This is a genomic window from Rhodococcus sp. IEGM1339, from assembly GCF_050321925.1.
Taxonomy (GTDB): Bacteria; Actinomycetota; Actinomycetes; order Mycobacteriales; family Mycobacteriaceae; genus Rhodococcus; species Rhodococcus pyridinivorans.
The window spans coordinates 391,265-410,291 of the sequence record NZ_JBNQFT010000001.1 but is presented as its reverse complement, the minus strand read 5'-3'; the positions used below and the strand labels follow the sequence as shown (position 1 = coordinate 410,291).

The 19,027-nt window shown below is 69.0% G+C and carries 17 protein-coding genes and 3 pseudogenes; 9 read left to right on the top strand and 11 right to left on the bottom strand.

Annotation, left to right across the window (positions count from 1 at the left end):
• Positions 1 to 37: 37 nt before the first annotated feature.
• From ACQR3U_RS01955 to ACQR3U_RS01910, 10 genes and pseudogenes are all read right to left on the bottom strand, one after another.
• On the bottom strand, positions 38 to 685 hold the full coding sequence (locus ACQR3U_RS01955) for a helix-turn-helix domain-containing protein (RefSeq protein ID WP_024100581.1): 648 nt from the start codon (positions 683 to 685) through the stop codon (positions 38 to 40).
• A gap of 128 nt (positions 686 to 813) precedes the next feature.
• Positions 814 to 2,004, bottom strand: coding sequence for an NAD(P)/FAD-dependent oxidoreductase (locus ACQR3U_RS01950; protein WP_006551155.1), 1,191 nt, complete (start codon positions 2,002 to 2,004; stop codon positions 814 to 816).
• Positions 2,005 to 2,061: 57 nt separating this feature from the next.
• On the bottom strand, positions 2,062 to 2,622 hold the full coding sequence (locus ACQR3U_RS01945) for a HutD family protein (protein ID WP_024100582.1): 561 nt from the start codon (positions 2,620 to 2,622) through the stop codon (positions 2,062 to 2,064).
• Entirely contained in the window at positions 2,623 to 3,852 is a 1,230-nt protein-coding gene (locus ACQR3U_RS01940; RefSeq protein ID WP_006551157.1) for an allantoate amidohydrolase, read from the bottom strand.
• 46 nt (positions 3,853 to 3,898) lie between these two features.
• Positions 3,899 to 5,227 carry an FMN-binding glutamate synthase family protein gene (locus ACQR3U_RS01935; RefSeq protein ID WP_033096464.1) on the bottom strand — a complete coding sequence of 443 codons (1,329 nt, stop codon included), beginning with the start codon at positions 5,225 to 5,227 and terminating at the stop codon, positions 3,899 to 3,901.
• Positions 5,228 to 5,273: 46 nt separating this feature from the next.
• The gene (locus ACQR3U_RS01930; protein ID WP_050993466.1) at positions 5,274 to 5,972 is read right to left on the bottom strand and encodes a protein glxC; all 699 of its coding nucleotides are present in this window, start codon (positions 5,970 to 5,972) and stop codon (positions 5,274 to 5,276) included.
• Positions 5,973 to 6,025: 53 nt separating this feature from the next.
• Positions 6,026 to 6,913 carry a glutamine amidotransferase gene (locus ACQR3U_RS01925; protein ID WP_230809556.1) on the bottom strand — a complete coding sequence of 296 codons (888 nt, stop codon included), beginning with the start codon at positions 6,911 to 6,913 and terminating at the stop codon, positions 6,026 to 6,028.
• A 42-nt stretch (positions 6,914 to 6,955) separates the two neighbouring features.
• Positions 6,956 to 8,332, bottom strand: a complete 1,377-nt coding sequence (gene glnT / locus ACQR3U_RS01920) for a type III glutamate--ammonia ligase (protein ID WP_230809555.1) — start codon at positions 8,330 to 8,332, stop codon at positions 6,956 to 6,958.
• 202 nt (positions 8,333 to 8,534) lie between these two features.
• Positions 8,535 to 8,936: pseudogene (locus tag ACQR3U_RS01915) on the bottom strand (acyl-CoA dehydrogenase family protein); the annotation flags it as partial.
• Positions 8,848 to 9,450: pseudogene (locus tag ACQR3U_RS01910) on the bottom strand (amidase family protein); the annotation flags it as partial. The pseudogenes ACQR3U_RS01910 and ACQR3U_RS01915, both read right to left, overlap by 89 nt.
• A 362-nt stretch (positions 9,451 to 9,812) precedes the next feature.
• Here ACQR3U_RS01910 and ACQR3U_RS01905 point away from each other — a divergent pair.
• The 8 genes and pseudogenes from ACQR3U_RS01905 (at position 9,813) to ACQR3U_RS01870 (ending at position 16,092) form a co-directional block, all read left to right on the top strand.
• A pseudogene (locus ACQR3U_RS01905) lies at positions 9,813 to 10,190 on the top strand (ethanolamine utilization protein).
• Positions 10,191 to 10,198: 8 nt separating this feature from the next.
• Positions 10,199 to 10,711, top strand: coding sequence for a dimethylamine monooxygenase subunit DmmA family protein (locus tag ACQR3U_RS01900; RefSeq protein ID WP_230809554.1), 513 nt, complete (start codon positions 10,199 to 10,201; stop codon positions 10,709 to 10,711).
• Positions 10,711 to 11,706, top strand: a complete 996-nt coding sequence (locus ACQR3U_RS01895) for a PDR/VanB family oxidoreductase (RefSeq protein ID WP_006551169.1) — start codon at positions 10,711 to 10,713, stop codon at positions 11,704 to 11,706. The genes ACQR3U_RS01900 and ACQR3U_RS01895 overlap by 1 nt, the downstream gene beginning before the upstream one ends.
• The gene (locus tag ACQR3U_RS01890; protein WP_230809553.1) at positions 11,703 to 12,728 is read left to right on the top strand and encodes a heme-dependent oxidative N-demethylase family protein; all 1,026 of its coding nucleotides are present in this window, start codon (positions 11,703 to 11,705) and stop codon (positions 12,726 to 12,728) included. The genes ACQR3U_RS01895 and ACQR3U_RS01890 overlap by 4 nt, the downstream gene beginning before the upstream one ends.
• Positions 12,725 to 13,201: a dimethylamine monooxygenase subunit DmmA family protein gene (locus ACQR3U_RS01885; protein ID WP_230809552.1), complete on the top strand. Its 477-nt coding sequence runs from the start codon at positions 12,725 to 12,727 to the stop codon at positions 13,199 to 13,201. The genes ACQR3U_RS01890 and ACQR3U_RS01885 overlap by 4 nt, the downstream gene beginning before the upstream one ends.
• Positions 13,202 to 13,225: 24 nt before the next feature.
• Complete coding sequence (locus ACQR3U_RS01880; protein ID WP_230809551.1) at positions 13,226 to 14,206, top strand: heme-dependent oxidative N-demethylase family protein; 981 nt, start codon at positions 13,226 to 13,228, stop codon at positions 14,204 to 14,206.
• A 59-nt stretch (positions 14,207 to 14,265) separates the two neighbouring features.
• Positions 14,266 to 15,477, top strand: a complete 1,212-nt coding sequence (locus tag ACQR3U_RS01875) for a winged helix DNA-binding domain-containing protein (protein ID WP_230809550.1) — start codon at positions 14,266 to 14,268, stop codon at positions 15,475 to 15,477.
• A 9-nt stretch (positions 15,478 to 15,486) separates the two neighbouring features.
• Entirely contained in the window at positions 15,487 to 16,092 is a 606-nt protein-coding gene (locus tag ACQR3U_RS01870; protein ID WP_024100595.1) for a GNAT family N-acetyltransferase, read from the top strand.
• A 22-nt stretch (positions 16,093 to 16,114) separates the two neighbouring features.
• Here ACQR3U_RS01870 and thiD read toward each other — a convergent pair whose 3' ends face one another.
• The gene (gene thiD, locus ACQR3U_RS01865) at positions 16,115 to 16,906 is read right to left on the bottom strand and encodes a bifunctional hydroxymethylpyrimidine kinase/phosphomethylpyrimidine kinase (RefSeq protein ID WP_006551175.1); all 792 of its coding nucleotides are present in this window, start codon (positions 16,904 to 16,906) and stop codon (positions 16,115 to 16,117) included.
• Positions 16,907 to 17,031: 125 nt separating this feature from the next.
• On the opposite strand from thiD, the gene ACQR3U_RS01860 reads away from it, so the two are divergent.
• A complete protein-coding gene (locus ACQR3U_RS01860) occupies positions 17,032 to 19,026 on the top strand; it encodes a S9 family peptidase (protein WP_230809549.1) in 1,995 nt (664 codons plus the stop codon).
• Position 19,027: the final 1 nt, after the last annotated feature.

Here is a 19,027-nt window from a genome sequence, read left to right as displayed (position 1 = left end):
CGGTGAGGGCTCCGTCGTGTTCACGGTTGCCGGTCGTTCACGGCTGGTGATTGTCGGGATACGCCGTGACGGCGAGGAACCGGATGGGCAGCTTCAGCAGCTCGTTCGGTCCGTGCAACCCTTCGCCGTCGAGGAGCAGGGCGTCGCCCGGTTGCAGGTGGTACTCGGAATCGCCGTGGCCGTAGAGCATCTCGCCCTCGAGCATGTACAGCAATTCCGTGCCGGGATGCTGGAAGAGCGGGAAGACGTCGCTCGCATCGGTGAGGGTCACCAGCACCGGTTCGAGTCTCTTGTGCTGTCCCCGCAGCGCGCCGAGCAGTTCGTAGTGATGGCCCACCCGCGTACCGCGACCGACGATCTCGGCGCCGTGCCCGTTCTTGGTGAACACCGCGTCGCGGTGCGCGTCCGCGCCCCGGAAGAGCGAGGTGACGGGGACGTCGAGGCCGACGGCGAGCCGGGCGAGCGTCGACAGACTGCACGAGGTCTGGGCGTTCTCGATCTTCGAGAGCATCGCCTTGGAGATCCCCACCTTCGCGGCCATGTCGCCGACGGACAGGCCGCTGGCCAGCCGCAACGACCGCACCTGATGGGCGATCGCGCGCTCGAGATCCACACCCGTCGGGGTGCCGCGCGGAACTTCGCGTCCGGAATCGTCGTACAAGACGGGACGATCTGGGCTGGCCATCTCGTCAGCGTAGCGTGTGTCCACCGGTGGTGAACGCCGCAATGCAGACATGGCGGTGCCCTCCACAGATCCGGACGACAGGGATCCGGCCGGGTCCGTGGAGGGCACGAGTGCTGAGTAGGTGGGGATCAGCGCATCTCGCCGGCGCCTTCGTAGGGGTTGAGACTCAGGAGCAGATCACCCTCCTCGAAGCGGGAGAAACGGAAGTCGTCCGGGTTCACGTTCGGAAGGTCGGTCTTCCCGTCGATCAGCAGGTCGGCGACCAGCTTGCCCACCGCGGGGGAGATCTTGAATCCGTGCCCGGAGAATCCCGTCGCCAGGAACAGACCCTCGACCGGTGCCGGACCGATGACGGGGTTGTAGTCCTCGGTCACGTCGTAGGCACCGACGTACGAACTGGTGATCCGCGGGTCCGGCATGTCGGGAAGGCGGTTGCCGAGCTTCATGATGTTCTTCTCGATCGTCGAGTCGTCGGCGCGGTTCACGTACTTGTCGGGATCGATGTACTGCGGCGTTTGATGATCGGAATTGCCCACCAGGAGTTCACCGTTCGGCTCACGGCAGATGTACTGTAGACCCGCCAGATCGGACAGCACGGGCACCTCCGGGGTCGGGACACCCTGGTCGACGAGAACCAACTGCGCGCGCTGCGCCCGGACGTCGATGTCGACGCCGACACCGGCGACGAGTGCCGGCGTCCACGGTCCCGCCGCGACGACGACCTGCTCGGCGTGCACCTCGGACCCGTCGGCGAGAGTGACGCCGTAGACCCGGCCCGCGGCGTTCTGCAGCAACGACACCACCGGGGTGCTCTGTCGGATCTTCACGCCCATCCGACGTGCCGTTGCACCGAACGCCATTCCCGCCATGTAGGCCTCGCCGCGACCGCCGAGCGGTTCGTAGGCGAACAGGGCGAAATCGTCGAGGTTCAGGCCCGGCCACAGTTCGGCCATCTTGTCGTGGGAGATGAGTTCGGTGGCGATGCCCAGGCCCTGCATCATCTCGATGTTCGCCTCGAGCGGCTTGACGTTGTTCTCCGCGACACCGACGACGTAACCGCACCGGCGGAATGCCATGTCGTCGCCGAAGATTTCGGTCGCCCTGGTGAAGATATCGACGCCGTACCAGGACATCGCGGCCAGCGAAGGGGTGCCGTAGTGGCACCGCACGACGCCGCTCGATTTACCGGTCATGCCCGAGCAGAGGGTGTCGCGCTCGAGGACGAGGACGTCGGTTTCGCCGCGGTCGGCGAGGGAGTAGGCGATGGCCAGGCCTTCGAGGCCGCCGCCGACGATCAGAAACTTGGTCGTGTCCGTCACCTGAGGATCCTTTGTTCGGTCGGCCTCCGAATCAGGAGGTCGGTGGGGGAGTCGATGTCAGAGGGAGGAAGTGGGTTCGATGCGGACCAGTAGTCCGGTGGCCGACGAGCCTCGTAGGGTGACGGCCTCGCCGCGGATCAGGACGCAGTCCCCGGGCGCAGCTCGTTCGGTACCGGCCTGCACCGAGCCCGATCGCACGTAGAGGGCCGTGACACCATCTGCGGCGGTGTCGCACACCGTGTCGAGCGCGAAGTACCCGACGGCCGCAGTGGCGCCCCCGCGCTCGGTCATGACATTGAATGCACGGGTGGCGCCTCGGGGGACGCAGTGGGGCGCGTCCTCACCGGCGAACGAGTGTGGACGCCACGGATCCAGCGAACGGGGTCCGTGGCCCGAGTCGAGGTCGGCGCCGTGCTCACCGATGACGGTGAAGATCCGTTCCGTGCCGGGAAAGGCCGAGAACTCGCTGGGCTCGGAGCCCAGCTCGGCCACGCTGATCCGCCACAGTGGACGGCCGGAGGGGCCGTCGGGTCCGGTCGCGACCTCCTCCGTGATCCCGGCGCCGTTGCGCCAGGGCACCCGCCGCCGCTCGCCGGACCGGATCACCTGCGCGGCCACCTAACTGCCCGTCGTCCAGTCCGCCATGATGTCGGCCAGCGCCTGCGCTCCGATGTTGCAATCGTCGGCCTCGGCGAACTCGTGCGGTGAATGCGAGACACCGGTGGGGTTGCGCACGAACAACATTGCGGTGGGAACCTTCTCCGAGAGGATGCCCGCGTCGTGTCCCGCCTGGGTGGGCAGTACCGGGATGTCCCCGAGATGCGACAGCGCGCGGCGCAACCGTTCGCGCGGTCCGGCCGGGAACTCGACGATCGGGGTGATCGATTCGGCGAAGACATCGAGTCCGATCTCGTCCGGCAGGCAGTGCTTGCGGGCCTCGGCCTCGATCTCGGCGACCAGCGTCGTCAGGGTCTCCTCGTCCGCGGCGCGAGCGTCGAGCCAGGCCTTGATCTCGGAGGGGATCGCGTTGGCCCCGTTGGGCAGCACCTCGAGTTTGCCGAAGGTGGCGACCGCACCGGCCGCCGCGGCACACGAGCGGGCGCTGTGCACCGACGAGGCGTAGGCGAGCATCGGGTCGCGGCGGTCCACCAGGCGCGTGGCTCCGGCGTGGTTGGCCTCACCGGTGAAGGTGAACTGCCATCGGCCGTGCGGCCAGATCGACGACGCGACCGCGACCGGTGCATCGACGAGGTCGAGGGCCCGGCCCTGTTCGACGTGAAGTTCGACGTACACCCCGACCCGGTCGACGAGGGTGGGGTCGGTGCCGATGTGTTCCGGCACACGACCGGCGCGGGTCATGGCCTCGGCCAACGTTATTCCGTCACGATCACGCAGGCCGAGCGCACGCTGCGGAGCGAGCGCCCCGGTGGTGAGCTGACTGCCCACGCAAGCCACACCGAAGCGGGCACCCTCCTCGTCGGAGAACGCGGTGATCGCGATCGGCACGGTCGGGACGATGCCGCGCTCACGGACCAGATCGACCGCGGCGAACGCCGAGACCACGCCCAGTGGTCCGTCGAACGCGCCGCCGTCGGGCACCGAGTCCAGGTGCGAACCGGTGACGAAGGCGTCGGTGGGATCGCCTTCCCAGCCGACGGGGAGCCACCACGCCCACAGGTTCCCGTTCCGGTCCTCTTCGACGTCCATGCCGCGCTCGGCGGCGCAGCCGCGGAACCACTCGCGGAGAGTGAGATCTGCTTCGCTCCAAGCGAATCGACGATAGCCTCCGGTCGTCGGATGCTTACCGACATCCAGGATCGATGCCCAGAGCGTGTCGAAGGCGGTCATATCTTGTGTCCTCTCGGGAAGTGCGGTGGCAGGCCTGTCGCCACGGTCAGAAGGCGCTGCGGCCGGGGATCCAGTCGGTGCCGGCCAGGGGCACCCGAGCCATCGCGGCGGCCTCCATCGTGACCGCGACGAGGTCCTGCGGTTCGAGATTGCGCAGGTGCGACTTGCCGCACGCCCGGGCGATGGTCTGGGCCTCCATGGTGAGCACCCGCAGGTAGTTCGCGAGGCGGCGGCCACCCTCTACCGGATCGAAGCGGGCCTGCAGGTCGGGATCCTGCGTGGTGATGCCGGCGGGGTCCTTGCCGTCCTGGAAGTCGTCGTAGAAACCGGCTGCGGAGCCCAGCTTCTCGTATTCGGCCTGGTACTTCGGATCGTTGTCGCCGAGGGCGATCAGCGCGGCCGTGCCGAGGGCGACGGCGTCCGCGCCGAGGGCCATCGCCTTGGCAACGTCGGCGCCGGAGCGGATACCGCCGGAGACGATCAGCTGCACGCCGCCCGGGGTGCGGTGCACACCCATCTCCTGCAAGGCCTGCACCGCCTGGGGGAGCGCGGCCAGGGTCGGGATGCCGACGTGCTCGATGAAGACGTCCTGGGTGGCAGCGGTGCCACCCTGCATCCCGTCGACCACCACGACGTCGGCGCCGGACTTCACGGCGAGCTTGACGTCGTAGTAGGTGCGGGTCGCGCCGACCTTGACGTAGATCGGCTTCTCCCAGCCGGTGATCTCGCGCAGTTCGAGGATTTTGATGGCGAGGTCGTCGGGGCCGGTCCAGTCGGGGTGCCGGCACGCGCTGCGCTGGTCGATGCCCACCGGCAGGGTACGCATCCCCGCGACCCGCTCGGTGATCTTCTGCCCGAGGAGCATGCCGCCGCCACCGGGCTTGGCGCCCTGGCCGAGCACGACCTCGATGGCGTCGGCCTTGCGGAGGTCGTCGGGGTTCATGCCGTATCGCGACGGAAGGTACTGGTAGACGAGGTGCTTGGACTGCCCACGTTCTTCCGGGGTCATGCCGCCGTCGCCGGTGGTGGTGGACGTGCCGACCTCGCTGGCGCCACGCCCGAGGGCCTCCTTCGCGCGACCGGACAGCGCACCGAAGCTCATTCCGGCGATCGTGACCGGGATGTCGAGGTGCAGCGGGTACTTCGCGTTGCGGTCGCCGAGGACGACGTCGGTCTCACACTTCTCGCGGTAGCCCTCGAGTGGGTAACGCGACATGGACGCGCCGAGGAAGAGCAGGTCGTCGAAGTGGGGAACCTTGCGCTTGGCACCCCAGCCGCGGATGTCGTAGATGCCGGTCGCGGCGGCGCGCTGGATCTCGTGGATGACGTTGCGGTCGAAGGTGGCCGACTCACGCAGTCCGGGCTGGAAGGTCATGGAAGTCTCCTCGGGGGTCGAGCGGGCGGAAGAACGTCGGGGGCTCTCAGTAGGCCGAAGCGTTGTCGACGTGGAAGTGGTAGAGCTGCCGGGCCGAGCCGTAGCGGGTGAACTCGGCCGGGTCGGCGTCGAAACCGGCCGTGTCGAGCAGTTCCTGCAGCTCGGCGATGTGCTCGGGGAGCATCTCCTTCTTGACGCAGTCCGCACCGAGCGAGGCGACGCTGCCCCGCACGTAGATCCGCACCTCGTACAGTGAATCGCCCAGGGCCTCACCGGCATCGCCGAGGACGACGAGTCGGCCGGCCTGTCCCATGAAGGCGCTCATGTGACCGATATCACCGCCGACGACGATGTCGACGCCCTTCATCGAGATGCCGCAGCGTGCGGCGGCGTTGCCTTCGATGACCAGCAGCCCGCCGTGGGCGGTCGCACCGGCGGACTGAGAGGCGTCGCCGGTGACGCGCACACTGCCCGACATCATGTTCTCCGCGACCCCGACGCCGGCGTTGCCATCGATGGTCACGTGGGCGTGCTGGTTCATCCCGGCTGCGTAGTAGCCGACGTGGCCGTCGATGCGGACGTCGATCGGCCGGTTCAGGCCGCAGGCGAGTGCGTGGGCGCCTTGCGGGTTCACCACCTCGATCGAGGCCGGGGCCTCCATCGCGTGCAGTGCCGCATTGAGTTCGCGGGTAGTGGTCGTCGCCAGGTCGTAGGTGGCGGTCGGGAGCAGGGTATCGGTGGTCATGATTGCCTCCGGGGATGAGATCGGGACGGCGGAGTCGGGATTCGCGCGGCCGGTCAGCGTCGCCACACGTAGACCCGGTCCGGCTCGGGTTCGAAGATGCGGGCGTCGGCGATGCCGGGAAGTCCTGCCAGGGCGCGGAATTCCGAGGCCATCGCGACGTAGGCGTCGCACTCGGCGACGATCGCGGGCTTGCAGGCGATCGGATCGCGGACCACGGCGAACGAATCGGAGGTGGACACCAGCAGGGTGTAGAAGCCGTCGAAGCGTTCACCGAGCAGACGCAGTGCCTTCTCCAGGTCGGCGCCCTCGGCGAGGTGTTTGGCGACGAAGCGTGCGCCGACCTCGGTGTCGTTCTCGCTGTCGAACACCACGCCCTCGTCCTCGAGTTCGCGCTTGATCGACAGGTGGTTGGAGAACGAGCCGTTGTGCACGAGGCACTGGTCGGGGCCGACGGCGAAGGGGTGCGATCCTGCTGCGGTGACGGCGGATTCGGTGGCCATGCGGGTGTGGCCGACACCCTGCCGGCCGGAGGCGGCGGGCAGGCCGAAGGTCTCGGCGAGATCGCGGGGATCGCCGGTGCCCTTGAGGACGGTCACGTCGTCGCCGAAACCGATGACGGTCGCGGTGGGAGCCAGCGTGCGGACGGTGTCGGCGAGCAGGGTCGCGGGGACGGGGGCGTGCAGCACGGTGGTGGGGGCGAGATCGAGCGCCCCGACGGTCACACCCAGTGCATCGCCGACGGCGGTGACGAGGTCCGAGGGTGCGTCGAGCACCGAGACCGACGACTCCCCGGCGGGGGAGAAGACCGGGTTGCCGTAGACGGCGACGCCCGCCGAATCCGGTCCGCGGTCCACCATCTGCCCGAGCATCCCGGTCAGCAGGCTGCCCAACCGGGGCTCGAGCGAGGCGTCTCGCAGATGAAGTCCGACGATTCCGCACATGGTCGTCTCTCCTGTTCGATGGGTCTGGAAGAAGTCGGGTGATCAGAAAGCGGTCAGATAGCTGTCGATCTCCCACGGGGTCACGGTGTTGTGCCAGTGGAAGAACTCCTCGCGCTTGAGGGAGGCGAAGTAGTCGGCAACGCCCGCACCGGCTGCGTCGAGTGCGCCGGAGACCACCGGATCGGCCTCGAGGGCGTCCATGGCGTGCAGCAGCGTCATCGGCAGCGTCGCGGTGCCGCCGGTGCCCGGCTCGCCGGGATCGAGGTCGCGTTCGATGCCGTCGAGGCCGGCGGCGACGGTCGCGGCGGTGGCGAGATAGGGGTTGGCCGAGCCGTCCCCGCCGCGCAGTTCGACGCGGTTGGCGTCGGGGACGCGCAGGTAGTGGGTGCGGTCGTTGCCGCCGTAGGTCGCGTAGCGCGGCGACCAGGTGGCGCCGGAGGCGGTGCTGGTGGCGCCGGTGCGCTTGTAGGAGTTGACCGTCGGTGCGATGACACCCTGCAGGGCGCAGGCGTGCTCGAGGATGCCGGCGACGAACGAGTAGGCGGTCTTGGACAGTCCGAGTCCGCAGGAATCGTTCGCGTCGGGGAAGACGGGGGTGTCGCCCTGCCACAGCGACAGGTGCATGTGCATCCCGGAGCCGGTGCGATCGGCGAACGGCTTGGGCATGAAGGTCGCGGTCATGCCGCGCTGCTCGGCGAGCACGGAGATGAGGTAACGCAGGGTGATGACGCGGTCGGCGGTGGTCAGGGCGTCGGCGTACTGGAAGTTCTGCTCGAACTGCCCGTTGCCGTCCTCGTGGTCGTTGGCGTAGTTGCCCCATCCGAGGGTGTTCATCGCCGAGGAGATCGACGTCAGGTGCTCGTACATGCGGGTGACGTCGCGGGCGTCGTAGCAGGGCTGGCGGGAGGTGTCGAGGGCGTCGGCGGTGCGCAGGGTTCCGTTCTCGTCGCGCTGGACGAGGAAGTACTCGATCTCGGTGCCCACCTTGACGCTCAGGCCCTTGGCGGCGGCCTGCGCGAGCGCGGTCTTGAGGATCACCCGCGGGGCGTACGGCCAGGGCTTGCCCTCGACGTAGGGGTCGCAGTGGACCAGCGCCAGGCCCTCGCGGACGAAGGGGATGGGGGTGAAGGACGAGACGTCGGGGATGGCGACCAGGTCGGGGTCCTTGGGGACCTGGCCCATCGAGCCCGCGGCGTAGCCGGCGAAACCGACACCGTCGGTGGCGAGCTCGTCGACGGATTCGACGGGAACCAGTTTGGCGCAGGGCTTTCCGGACAGGGTGGTGAAGACGGCGAGGATGAAGCGGGTGCCGGTCGCGTGTGCGAGCTCGGCCATACCGGCGGTGCCGGAGGTCTCGGGGGACCGGCCGTTCGTGGACGGGAGGCGCAGCACGGATGTGTCGGTGGCTTCCAGCGTCATGGGGGCTCCTCGGTTCGACGAAGTTTCACTGTAGGAATCGCTGTCGAATAGAAGGAAACACGGTATCCATGACGGGCGTGTTACGCAACCGTGAGATTGCGGTGACGCTTGGCGTGGAAACCGCCCTGTATGCGAACGACAAACAGCGGCAGGACGGTCGAAGGACCGTCCCGCCGCTGCGATGTTCGTGTGAGCGAGGGTTCTATCGGAGACCGAACGAGTTCCCGATGATGTCGCGCTGGATCTCGTTGGTTCCGCCGTAGATCGTCGCGCCGAGGGCCGCGCGCACGTGCTGCACCATGTCGAACTCAGTGGAGTAGCCGCCCATCATCTGCATGCACTCGAGGGCTGTGTTCTTGGCGACCTCCGTCGCCTCGAGTTTGGCCATCGACGACGCCCGCGCCAGACCCTAGAGGTCGTCGAAGGCACGTTCGGCGACGCCGAGCATCTGGGCGGCGAGGATCAGCCGCTCGGTCGCCGGCCCGGGCATGAGCTGGGACCAGTCCTGGCCGACCTCACCGACCACCGAGTCGGCGGGCAACTCGCAGTCGGAGAAGTAGGGGTCGTCGACCTCGGTACCGTTCAGGGTGTCGATGCCCTTGACGGCAACGGTGCTGGAAATCGTCCATGCGGAGGCGGAATCCGTCCAGTGCCCGCGGGCACCGGCGACCTCGGCGCTGGTCAGCTGCATCGCGGCTCGCGGACTCGCCCGCTCGTAGCGGGGTCAGCAGCTCCGGATCGTCGAGCAGATGGGCGCGTTCGCGCAGCCCGTCGTCGAGCACGAGCGGCCCGAGGATCTCGTTCCACCCCTGGATCGGGATGTCGGTCTCGACGACCTCGTGCCCGAGATCCGACAGGATTCCGGCGACGGTCTCGACGGTGCGGGCGACCGCGGGATCGACCGGACGTCCGTCCGGGCGCCGGAAGAAGGCGATCCGCCGGTGCCGCACCGCGGTGCGTTCGAAGGTCGTCTCGGCGAGGATCTCCGTCATGATGCGGGTTTCGTCCACCGTCCAGGCCAGCGGGCCGGCGGTGACGAAATCAGTCATCGCGCGGAAACCCCGTTCGTCCGCGCACGATCCGGTGGTCGGCTTGAACCCGACGAGCCCGCGGCGCGCAGCCGGGCGACGGCACCGGAGTCGGACCGGGCGATCCGCCCGCGCTGGGTCGGACTACGTCTGGTACGCGCAGGACGCCCTGCAGGAGACGCCCATACCGCTCGAACGGGCCGCCGAGATCGTCACGCGTATCTGGCATCGCGCCCTCTTCGATCCCGGCCGCTGACGGATGTTCCGTCCAGGTTCCGGGGAACCTCCTCGAGGGTCCGGATTCCCTTGCCCTCGAGAGGAATCGGTTACGCGCGTTAACAGAACTGCAACCATCGCTGCGTTTCTTCCCATTATCGTCTGTTTCACGTCAGCGATCGACGTTCTCGTTGCACACCGCGCGTTCGCGCATTCCTTCCCTTTGAGGAGTTGCCATGTCCGAGACCACCACCGTGCCCGCATTCCGAGTGACCTCCGGTTTCTGGAAGAACCTCCCGCAGATGTCGGTCGACGAGTTCCCGGGAACGAAGGGCTACATCGACGACGTCCACCCGAATCCCGAAGGCTGACCCATGGCCTCCGGCTACTTCCGTCTCGAACCCACCGAGGCGCCCCTCGACTACACCTACGAATACGACGAGATGAAGGTCGTCCTCGACGGCGAGTTCCGCCTCGAGAACCTCGACACCGGCCAGGTCGAGATCGCCCGTGCGTACGACGCGATCTTCTTCCCCGAGGGATCCCGCATCCGCTTCACCACCCCCGAAGGCGCGCTCGCCTTCTACGTCGGCCTCCGCTCCTTCGCGCCCTAGGAGATGCCGTGAACGTCTGTATGGACACCACCAGTGTGCCGAGGTGGGACGAGGAACGGAGCATCGCCGGCGGGGGACGGACCTTCACGATCCTGTCCTTCGGCGACGAGGCCGCCGAGCAGGCGCGGAATCTCTTGCTGTCCTTCGACGGTCGGCGGGTGGACTGGATGCGTCTGCCCGCCGAGTGGGGCGACACGGCTGCCCGCGTCCTCCGACGGCAGCTCGACGCCTCCCGGGTCGGCTGCCGACTCGTCCTCGTCGGATCCGAGGCCGCCGTCCTCGCCGCAAGGGCCGTGGCGGTGGCCGGCGGGCTCGTCGACGAGGAGATCATGCCCGTCCCGATCGACACCGCCGACCGCGCGGTCTACTGCGCACACTGTCACACCACCCATCTCGCCGACGTCGAGGTCGGCCGGTGCACCACCTGCCCCAACTGCCGCGCGGAACTCGTGGTCTACCACCATGTCTCGCGTCACCACGCGGCCTACCTCGGCTACATGATCGACGCGGAGGAACGCTGATGACCCTGATGTCCGACAGCCCCGCAACGAACGTGCCGTCCGACGCCGGCCTGGTGCTGGCGGTCGACGAGGTCACCGCACTGACCCCGACCGTGCGGCACATGCGGCTGGTCGCGTCCGACGGCGCACTCCTGCCCTCCTTCACCCCGGGCAGTCACATCGTCGTGACCTGCGGAACCGGGCCGGAGGGGCAATCCCGCCGGAACTCCTACTCCCTCACCGGACCCGGTTTCGAGCCCGACCACTACGGCATCTCCGTACGGCTCGAGGAGGACGGCCGCGGTGGCTCCCGCTGGATCCACTCCCTGCGAGCGGGGGACAGGGTGCAGGTGAGCACCCCGCGCAGCGCCTTCGCCCCGGTCCTCACCGCGCGGCACCACCTGCTCGTCGCCGGCGGAATCGGCGTCACCCCGATCCTGTCCCACGTCCGCGCCGCCGTTCAGTGGGGCCGCTCGTTCGAGGTGCACTACGTCCACCGGGAGGGCGACGCCGCCCACCTCGACGACCTGGAGCAGCTGTGCGGCGACCGCCTCCACCTCCACACCGGCCGCGACGGCTTCTGGGAGCATATGGGACCCGCGCTGCTGGACCAGCCGATCGGCACCCACCTCTACGCGTGCGGCCCGGCTGCGCTCATCGACGAACTCACCGACCGTGCCGGTCGCGCCGGCTGGCCCGGCGCCCGCGTGCACTACGAGCACTTCGGGGTCGGCGACCTCGACCCCGGCGAACCGTTCACCGCACACCTCACCCGCAGCGGCGTCGACGTGGACGTCGCCTCGGGTGTCAGCCTCCTCGAAGCGCTCGGATCCCGCGGCATCGCGGTCCCCAGCCTCTGCCGTCAGGGCGTGTGCGGGGAGTGCCGGCTGCCCGTGGTGAGCGGCGACATCGAACACCGCGACCTGTATCTCGGCGCCGCCGAGAAGGAGGCCGGAGACTGCCTCATGCCGTGCGTCTCCCGCGCGAACGGACCCCGATTGGAGCTGGATCTGTGAGTACCACGATCGACCTCGAGTCCCTCGGCGACAGCGCGGCGATCCCCGACCGCATCGCCCGCTTCCCGTTCCCCTTCCCCCGCGACACCTACCGCTACAGCACCAACGTCGAACCCGCCGGCAGTGTCGTGGAGACACCCGTCGGGGGATGGGGGACCCACCCCGTCGACGTCGACGGCCGGTACCGGGAGGATCTCGCCGAACGCACCCGCATCCTCGCCGAGGACCCCACCCGGTTCCAGGCTCTGCCGCACATGGAGATCGCCCAGTGGGACGCGATGCTCACCCTCATGCAGATGCTCACCGACGCCCACCCCGAGAAGTTCTCGCTCGACGGGGACGGTGCGGCCCGGCGATTCACCAACCGGGCACTCGGCGTCGAACAGTCCTTCGTGTTCGGTGATCCGTCCACCCTGCCCGAACCACCCCTGCTGTTCGTCGGCAGGCACCTCCAGGAGGACGTCGTGCTGCTCGACCAGCGTGAGGGTGCCCTCTGGGGCGACGCCGGACTGGTGACCTTCGCCGCCGACTGGTCGCTGCGCTTCGACGTCGGCATGAGCTTCCTGCAGATCCACGGGCCCGTCCCGCGCGTGCACACTGAAGGGGTCATCCCGCGCGCCCAGCAGTTCCTCATGGGCCTGCAGCCCGGCCGGCAGTACCGCCGCACCAACTGGTCGCTCAGCGTCGACCGCCTCCTCGACCAGTCCACCGAGACCTATCCCGTGTGGGGACGCGACCGGCGGCTGCTCGCCGAGGGGCCGCTCGAGGACGTGGGGCGCCGGCTGAACCTGCGCGTCGAGGTCCAGCACCTCGTGCGCCTCGGTGTCTCCGGCGCGATCATGTTCCTCATCCGCACCTACCTGCTGCCCTTCGAGGACATCGCCCGCGTACCGGAATGGGCCGAGCGGTTGTGCCGTGTCCTCGAGGAGCTGCCCGAGGATATGGCCGACTACAAGGGCATCACCCGCACCCGCGAACCGGGGGTGCGCTGGCTCCGCACCTACGGGGGTGTGCGGACGTGAAGGCCTCCGGATTCGTCCACGGCGACCCACCCGCACTCGACCGTGCCGGTCGCGCCTTCCTCGTCCTCGCCGCGAGCGACTGCGAACTCGCGCGAAAGGCGGTGCGGCACTGGATGGCCGACGCCTCCGAACTTGGACGCGACGCCGCCGCCCTCTACGACCCGACACCCGGTCGCGCCGCCGAAGCGGTCGCCGCGCTGCGGGCGGGATCACGCATCCTCGTCGCCGGTCCGGCCGCCGAGGCCATGGCCTACACCGCCGCCGCCCGGCAGGCCGGCGCCCTGCCCTGCGAACTCATCACCTACGTCACGTCGACGGTGACGCTGACGGTTTTCTGCCCCCACTGCGAGACGACACAGCGGGCCGACGCGCGACCCGGCGACTGGATCTCGTGCGCCGGGTGCGGGATCTCCCTCGAGATCCGCCCGCACCTGTCGAGTCACCACGGCACCTATCTCGGAGCCGTCGCCTGACAGAACCGACCGGAAGGACCGAATGTGACCGTTACCAGCGACCTGTCCTATCTCCCGTGGCCTTTTCTCGAAGGTGAGAACAGATTCCGCTACGGGGTCAACGTCGAACCCGCCCGCCGCCGCGTCGACACGTTCGCCGGCGGCTGGGGCGAACACATCGTCGACCTCGGACCTGACTACGTCGAGATGATGGCGCTGCGACAGGGGATCCTCGAGCGGGACCCGCACCGGGTCCGCTACCTCCCGCACATGACCCCGGCCTCGTGGGACCTGCTGATGTTCTACTTCCGCGAGATGGCCGCGTCGTATCCCGACCTCCTGACCCTCGACCGCCTCGGATCCGGATACCGTTGGCGCAACCAACCTCTCGGAATCGACTGCACCTTCGTCCCGGGTGATCCGGAGACGCTGCCCGAACACCCGCTGGTGTTCGTCGCCTGCCAGATCCCCGACGACGTCCTGCTCGTCACCGAACGCGACGGCCACCTCTACTTCGACGCCGCCGTGGTGACCTCCTCCGCCGACTGGTCGGTGAAGTTCGACATCGGCATGAGCATGCACGAGATCCACCGTCCCGTACCCGGTCTCACGCGCGACGGGGTCACCGACCGGGCCGAGCAGTTCCTGCGCCGGCTCACCGCCGACCAGCCCTACCGACGGGTGAACTGGACCTTCTCGGCCGTCGGCTCGCGGCGCCGCGACACGAGCCTCGAGACGATGCCCGAGTGGATGGACGACATCCCCCGCCTGATGGCCGAGAAGGACTGGGGGAGGATCCAGCTGCGCATCGAACTCGAGCACCTCATCCGGCTGCCGACGACCGGTGCGATCGTGTTCAACATCCGCACCTACATGGCACCCCTCGCGGAGATCGCCGCCTACCCGCAGTGGGCGTACCAGCTCGCCGACATCGTCGAGGAGCTGCCGCGCGAGATCGCGCAGTACAAGGGCATCGACGAGTACCGGATGGAGGCGATGGCCTGGCTGCGCGAACGAGCAGCCTGAGGCCGCGGGGCCCCTTCACCGCGCGCCCGAGGTCGGTGGCCGGTCCTACGATGACGGCCATGGCCGCACCCAGGATCGACGTGGACGAACGCCGGGCACGACTGGCCGTCCGGCACCGGTTGCATCCCGCCCACCGCGCCCCCGACGCCGTCGACGCGGCGACGTCCCTGGTGTGCCTGCACGGCACCGACCCGGCGACCGTCTACCTGTCGGCGTGGGCACGTGTGGACGGGTTCACCGTGGCCGACCTCGACAGGGCGCTCTACGACGACCGCACCATGGTCAAACACATGGCCATGCGGCGCACCGTCTTCGTCGTCCCGCTCGACACCCTCCCGGTGGTGCAGGCCGGGGCGAGCGCCCGGGTTGCCGCCGCACAACGGCGCACGGTCGTCAAGGACGTCGTGAAGGCCGGATTGCACGACGACGGCGAGAGCTGGCTCGACGAGGTGAGCCGCCACATCCTCGCCGCCCTGGCCGACGGGCGGGAGGCGACATCGAGCGAGCTCAAAGCCGAGATCCCGCTCCTCGACGGCGCGCTGGAGTTCGGTGCCGGCAAATCCTGGGGTGGGCCGGTCACCTTCGCGCCTCGCGTGCTCACGGTGCTCTCCGCCGAGGGGAAAGTGGTCCGGGCGTCGAGCAAGGGGTCGTGGCGGGTTTCGCGCCCCACCTGGACGACCACCGAGTCGTGGCTGGGCTCGGCCGTCGACCCCGTCGACGAGGCGACGGGTGTGCGCGAACTCGTGCGGATGTGGCTGCGCGCATTCGGTCCCGGCACCGAGGGGGATCTGAAATGGTGGCTCGGCTCCACCCTCACTGCCGTCCGCGCGGCCCTCGCCGAACTCGACGTGGTGGAGGTCGATCTCGACGGCCGTCCCGGCTACCTCCTGGCCGACGACGTGGACGAGCCCGCTCCCGTCGAACCGTGGGGTGCACTGCTGCCCGGTCTGGACCCCACAGTCATGGGGTGGACCGAACGCGAGTGGTATCTCGGGCCGTACAAGGAGGCGCTGTTCGACTCCAACGGCAACGCCGGTCCCACCGCCTGGTGGGACGGACGGATCGTCGGCACGTGGTGGCAGACCGACACGGGAGCGGTGAGCCTGCATCTGCTCGAGGACATCGGCGCCGAGGGAACCGCGGTGCTACGCGAGGAAGCCGCCCGCCTCGACGACTGGCTGGGTGGGGTGCGGGTGATGCCGCGGTTCCCCACGCCCCTCGCGAAGGAACTGGCGACGGAAGGCAGGTCGTCGGGCACGTCTTCGTCGTAGGCTGCCGACATGGCCGTCGAACCGAGAACCGCCACGCGCCGCGACATTCCGGTCTTCGCTCGGGTGATCGCCGAGGCGTTCTTCGACGATCCGGTCTTCGCGTGGATGTTCCCGGACGAGGAGCACCGTATCCGCCGCATGACCCGTTTCTTCGCCGCCGACGCCCGCCACCACATGGTGCCGTTGGGAGCCACCGACATCGCCGAGTCCGGTGGGACCGTCGGAGGCGCGGCGATGTGGGCGCCGCCCGGACGATGGCGCACCGATGCGTGGACCTCCCTCCGCCTCCTGCCCGGCTTCTACGCCGCGCTCGGCCGCTACATGAAGCGGGGAGGGCAGGTCAACGTCACCCTCGACGCGGCGCATCCGGACGAACCGCACTGGTACCTGTCGACGATCGGCACCTCACCTGATGCGCGGGGGACCGGCCTCGGCAAAGCCCTGATGAAGGCCGGCCTCGACCGCGCCGACGCCGAACACGCCCCCGCCTACCTCGAGTCGAGCAAGGAATCGAACGTTCCCTACTACGAGCGGTTCGGGTTCGAGGTCACCCGCGCCATCGTCATCCCCGGTGGTGGGCCGACCCTGTGGGGGATGTGGCGGCAGCCGCGCTGACGGGATGCTTCCCGCCTTCGGATCAGGCGCCCTGCCAGACGGTGTCGAACGGGGTGTTGGCGGACACGCGGCCCTTGATCCCGGTCGTGACGAAATCCTTCGCGCGGGCCGCGGCGTCGGCGACCGACGCGCCCTTCGCGAGTTCGGCGGTGATCGCGGCGGCGAGGGTGCAGCCGGCGCCGGAGACACGCTCGTTGCCGACCTTCGGTGCCGTCAGGAGGGTGACCTCGGAGCCGTCGAACAGCACGTCCACGGCGTCCTCGCCGTCGAGTTCGACGCCGCCCTTCGCGACGACATACTTCGGGCCGAGGTCGTGGATGCGACGCGCCGCCTCGATGAGCTGGTCGACCGAGGTGATCTCGTCCATCCCGGACAGCGTCCGTGCCTCGAACAGGTTCGGGGTGACGACCGTGGCGTGGGGGAGCACCTGCGCGCGCAGGGCGTTGTCGGTGTCGAGGGCCGCGCCGGCCTCCTGGCCCTTGCAGATCAGGACCGGGTCGAGCACGACGTGCCGCCAGTCCTGCTTCTCGAGTCCCTCGGCGACGACGTCGATCGTCGCGGGCGTGCCCAGCATGCCGATCTTCACCACGTCGAGATTGTGGGCGGCGGTGGCGGCCTCGATCTGCTCGGCGATCACGTCGGCCGGGACGGGGAAGAAGCGGTGGCCCCAGTTGTTCTTCGGGTCGAACGAGACGATGCACGTCGTGGTGCCCACCCCGTACACACCGAGCTGCTGGAACGTCTTGAGGTCGACCTGCAGACCGGCGCCACCGGTCGCTTCCGAGCCGGCGATGACGTATGCGAGGTCGACCATGTGAGTGCTCCGTTCGGACTGGGTGACGGCGTTGCCACGGGATGTACCCGCCGAACGACCAGGTTACAGACGAACTCGGTGCCACCTTGCGGACCGCCCACCGCCGCTCCCGATATCGTCCAGGCATGACGGCCTTCCACGAGCTCGACGACTACCTGGCGCTTCCTCGCGTCACCTCCCTCACGATGTCCCCGGACGGGAATCGCCTGGTGATCACGCAGTCGACGCTCGACGACAAGGCCACCTCGTACACCGAGGCTTTGTGGGAGGTGGATCCCGAAGGCAACGCCCCGGCGCGACGCCTCACTCACGGCACCACGGGTGAATCGAACCCGACCTTCACCGCGTCCGGCGACCTGCTGTTCACCGCCGCCCGGGGCAAGGACGATCCGCCGGTGTCGCTGTGGCGACTGCCCGCAGCGGGCGGCGAGGCCGAGCAGGTCGGATCCCGCAAGGGTGGATTCGCATCGGTGCACGCGGCATCCGAGGCCGACCGGATCGTCCTCGTCGCGTCCGTCCTCGGCCACAGCGAGTCCGACGACGAACGGATCCGGGACGCCCGTAAGGACAAGGTCGTCACCGCGGTGCTGCACACGGGCTATCCGGTGCGCTACTGGGACCACGATCTCGGACCCGACCAGCCGCACCTGCTCGTCCCGGACACGTGCGGCCACGGGTTCACCGACCTCACGCCCGGGATCCGAGGGTCGCTGCGTGATGGCTCCGTCGACATCGCTGCCGACGGTTCGTTCGCCGCCGCGACCTGGGTGGTCCCCGGTCCGCTCGCCTCGCGCCGGGTCACGCTCGTGCGGGTCGATCTCGGCACCGGCCTGCGCACCCCGCTCGTCGACGTCGAGACCGGCGACGCGACGCACCCGTCGATCTCGCGCGACGGGACGAAGCTCGCCTACCTGCACGAATCGATGGGCGACGCGGAGAACCCGCCGCAGATCACCGTCCGCGTCCTGGACATCGCGAGCGGAACCACGACCATCGAGGCCCCTGAATGGGACAGACGTCCCACTTCCGTCACCTGGCTGCCCGACGGTTCCGGTCTCGTGCTCACCGCCGACGACCACGGCCGTGCGCCGGTCTTCGTGCAGAGACTCGGGTCCGCGCAGCCCGACCGCCTGACCGCGGACGACGCCGCCTACGCGGACGTCTGCCTCGCACCCGACGGCAGCAGGGCGTACGCGCTGCGCGCCTCCTACGAAGCGCCGCCGCACCCCGTGCGCATCGACCTCACCGGACCGGACGCCGGCACCGTCACGCCGCTACGTGCTCCCGCTGCGCTCCCGGAACTGCCGGGACGTCTCGAGGAACTGACCACCGAGGCCGCCGACGGCACGCCGCTGCGGGCGTGGTTCGCGCTTCCGCACACGGCGTCCGCCGACGACCCCGCGCCGATGCTTCTGTGGGTGCACGGCGGTCCGCTGAGCAGCTGGAACACCTGGTCGTGGCGCTGGAACCCGTGGCTCCTCGTCGCCCGCGGCTATGCGGTGCTGCTGCCCGATCCCGCACTGTCCACCGGCTACGGCGACGACTTCGTGCGGCGTGGCTGGGGTCGGTGGGGGAACGAACCGTACACCGATCTGATGGCCGTCACGGATGCCGCGGTCGCGCGTGAGGATATCGACGAGGAGCGGACCGCGGTGATGGGCGGATCGTTCGGTGGATATCTCGCCAATTGGATCGCCGGGCACACCGACCGGTTCCGCGCGGTCGTCACCCACGCGGGTCTGTGGGCGCTGGACCAGTTCACCCCGACCACCGACGTTGCCTGGTACTGGCAGCGGGAGATGACCCCGGAGATGGCGGTCGAGAACTCACCGCACCTGTTCGTCGCCGACATCGTCACGCCCATGCTCGTGATCCACGGCGACAAGGACTATCGCGTCCCGATCGGCGAAGCCCTGCGCCTGTGGTACGAGCTGCTCAACGAATCGGGTCGACCCGCCGAGGACGACGGCACCACCGTCCACCGCTTCCTGTACTTCCCGTCCGAGAACCACTGGGTGCTGAAGCCTCAGCACTCGAAGATCTGGTACCGGGCCGTCGAGGCGTTCCTGTCCGAGCACGTGCTCGGTCGCCCGCTCGACCTGCCGGACGAGCTGGGCTGAC

What these genes read in the sequence shown, in the direction of transcription:
- ACQR3U_RS01875 (WP_230809550.1), top strand. Translation starts at nt 14,266, where the DNA reads ATGGCCGCACCCAGGATCGACGTGGACGAACGCCGGGCACGACTGGCC.
- ACQR3U_RS01925 (WP_230809556.1), bottom strand. Translation starts at nt 6,913, where the DNA reads ATGTGCGGAATCGTCGGACTTCATCTGCGAGACGCCTCGCTCGAGCCC.
- ACQR3U_RS01860 (WP_230809549.1), top strand. Translation starts at nt 17,032, where the DNA reads ATGACGGCCTTCCACGAGCTCGACGACTACCTGGCGCTTCCTCGCGTC.
- ACQR3U_RS01870 (WP_024100595.1), top strand. Translation starts at nt 15,487, where the DNA reads ATGGCCGTCGAACCGAGAACCGCCACGCGCCGCGACATTCCGGTCTTC.
- ACQR3U_RS01940 (WP_006551157.1), bottom strand. Translation starts at nt 3,852, where the DNA reads ATGACCGCCTTCGACACGCTCTGGGCATCGATCCTGGATGTCGGTAAG.
- ACQR3U_RS01935 (WP_033096464.1), bottom strand. Translation starts at nt 5,227, where the DNA reads ATGACCTTCCAGCCCGGACTGCGTGAGTCGGCCACCTTCGACCGCAAC.
- glnT (WP_230809555.1), bottom strand. Translation starts at nt 8,332, where the DNA reads ATGACGCTGGAAGCCACCGACACATCCGTGCTGCGCCTCCCGTCCACG.
- ACQR3U_RS01895 (WP_006551169.1), top strand. Translation starts at nt 10,711, where the DNA reads ATGACCCTGATGTCCGACAGCCCCGCAACGAACGTGCCGTCCGACGCC.
- ACQR3U_RS01955 (WP_024100581.1), bottom strand. Translation starts at nt 685, where the DNA reads ATGGCCAGCCCAGATCGTCCCGTCTTGTACGACGATTCCGGACGCGAA.
- thiD (WP_006551175.1), bottom strand. Translation starts at nt 16,906, where the DNA reads ATGGTCGACCTCGCATACGTCATCGCCGGCTCGGAAGCGACCGGTGGC.
- ACQR3U_RS01930 (WP_050993466.1), bottom strand. Translation starts at nt 5,972, where the DNA reads ATGACCACCGATACCCTGCTCCCGACCGCCACCTACGACCTGGCGACG.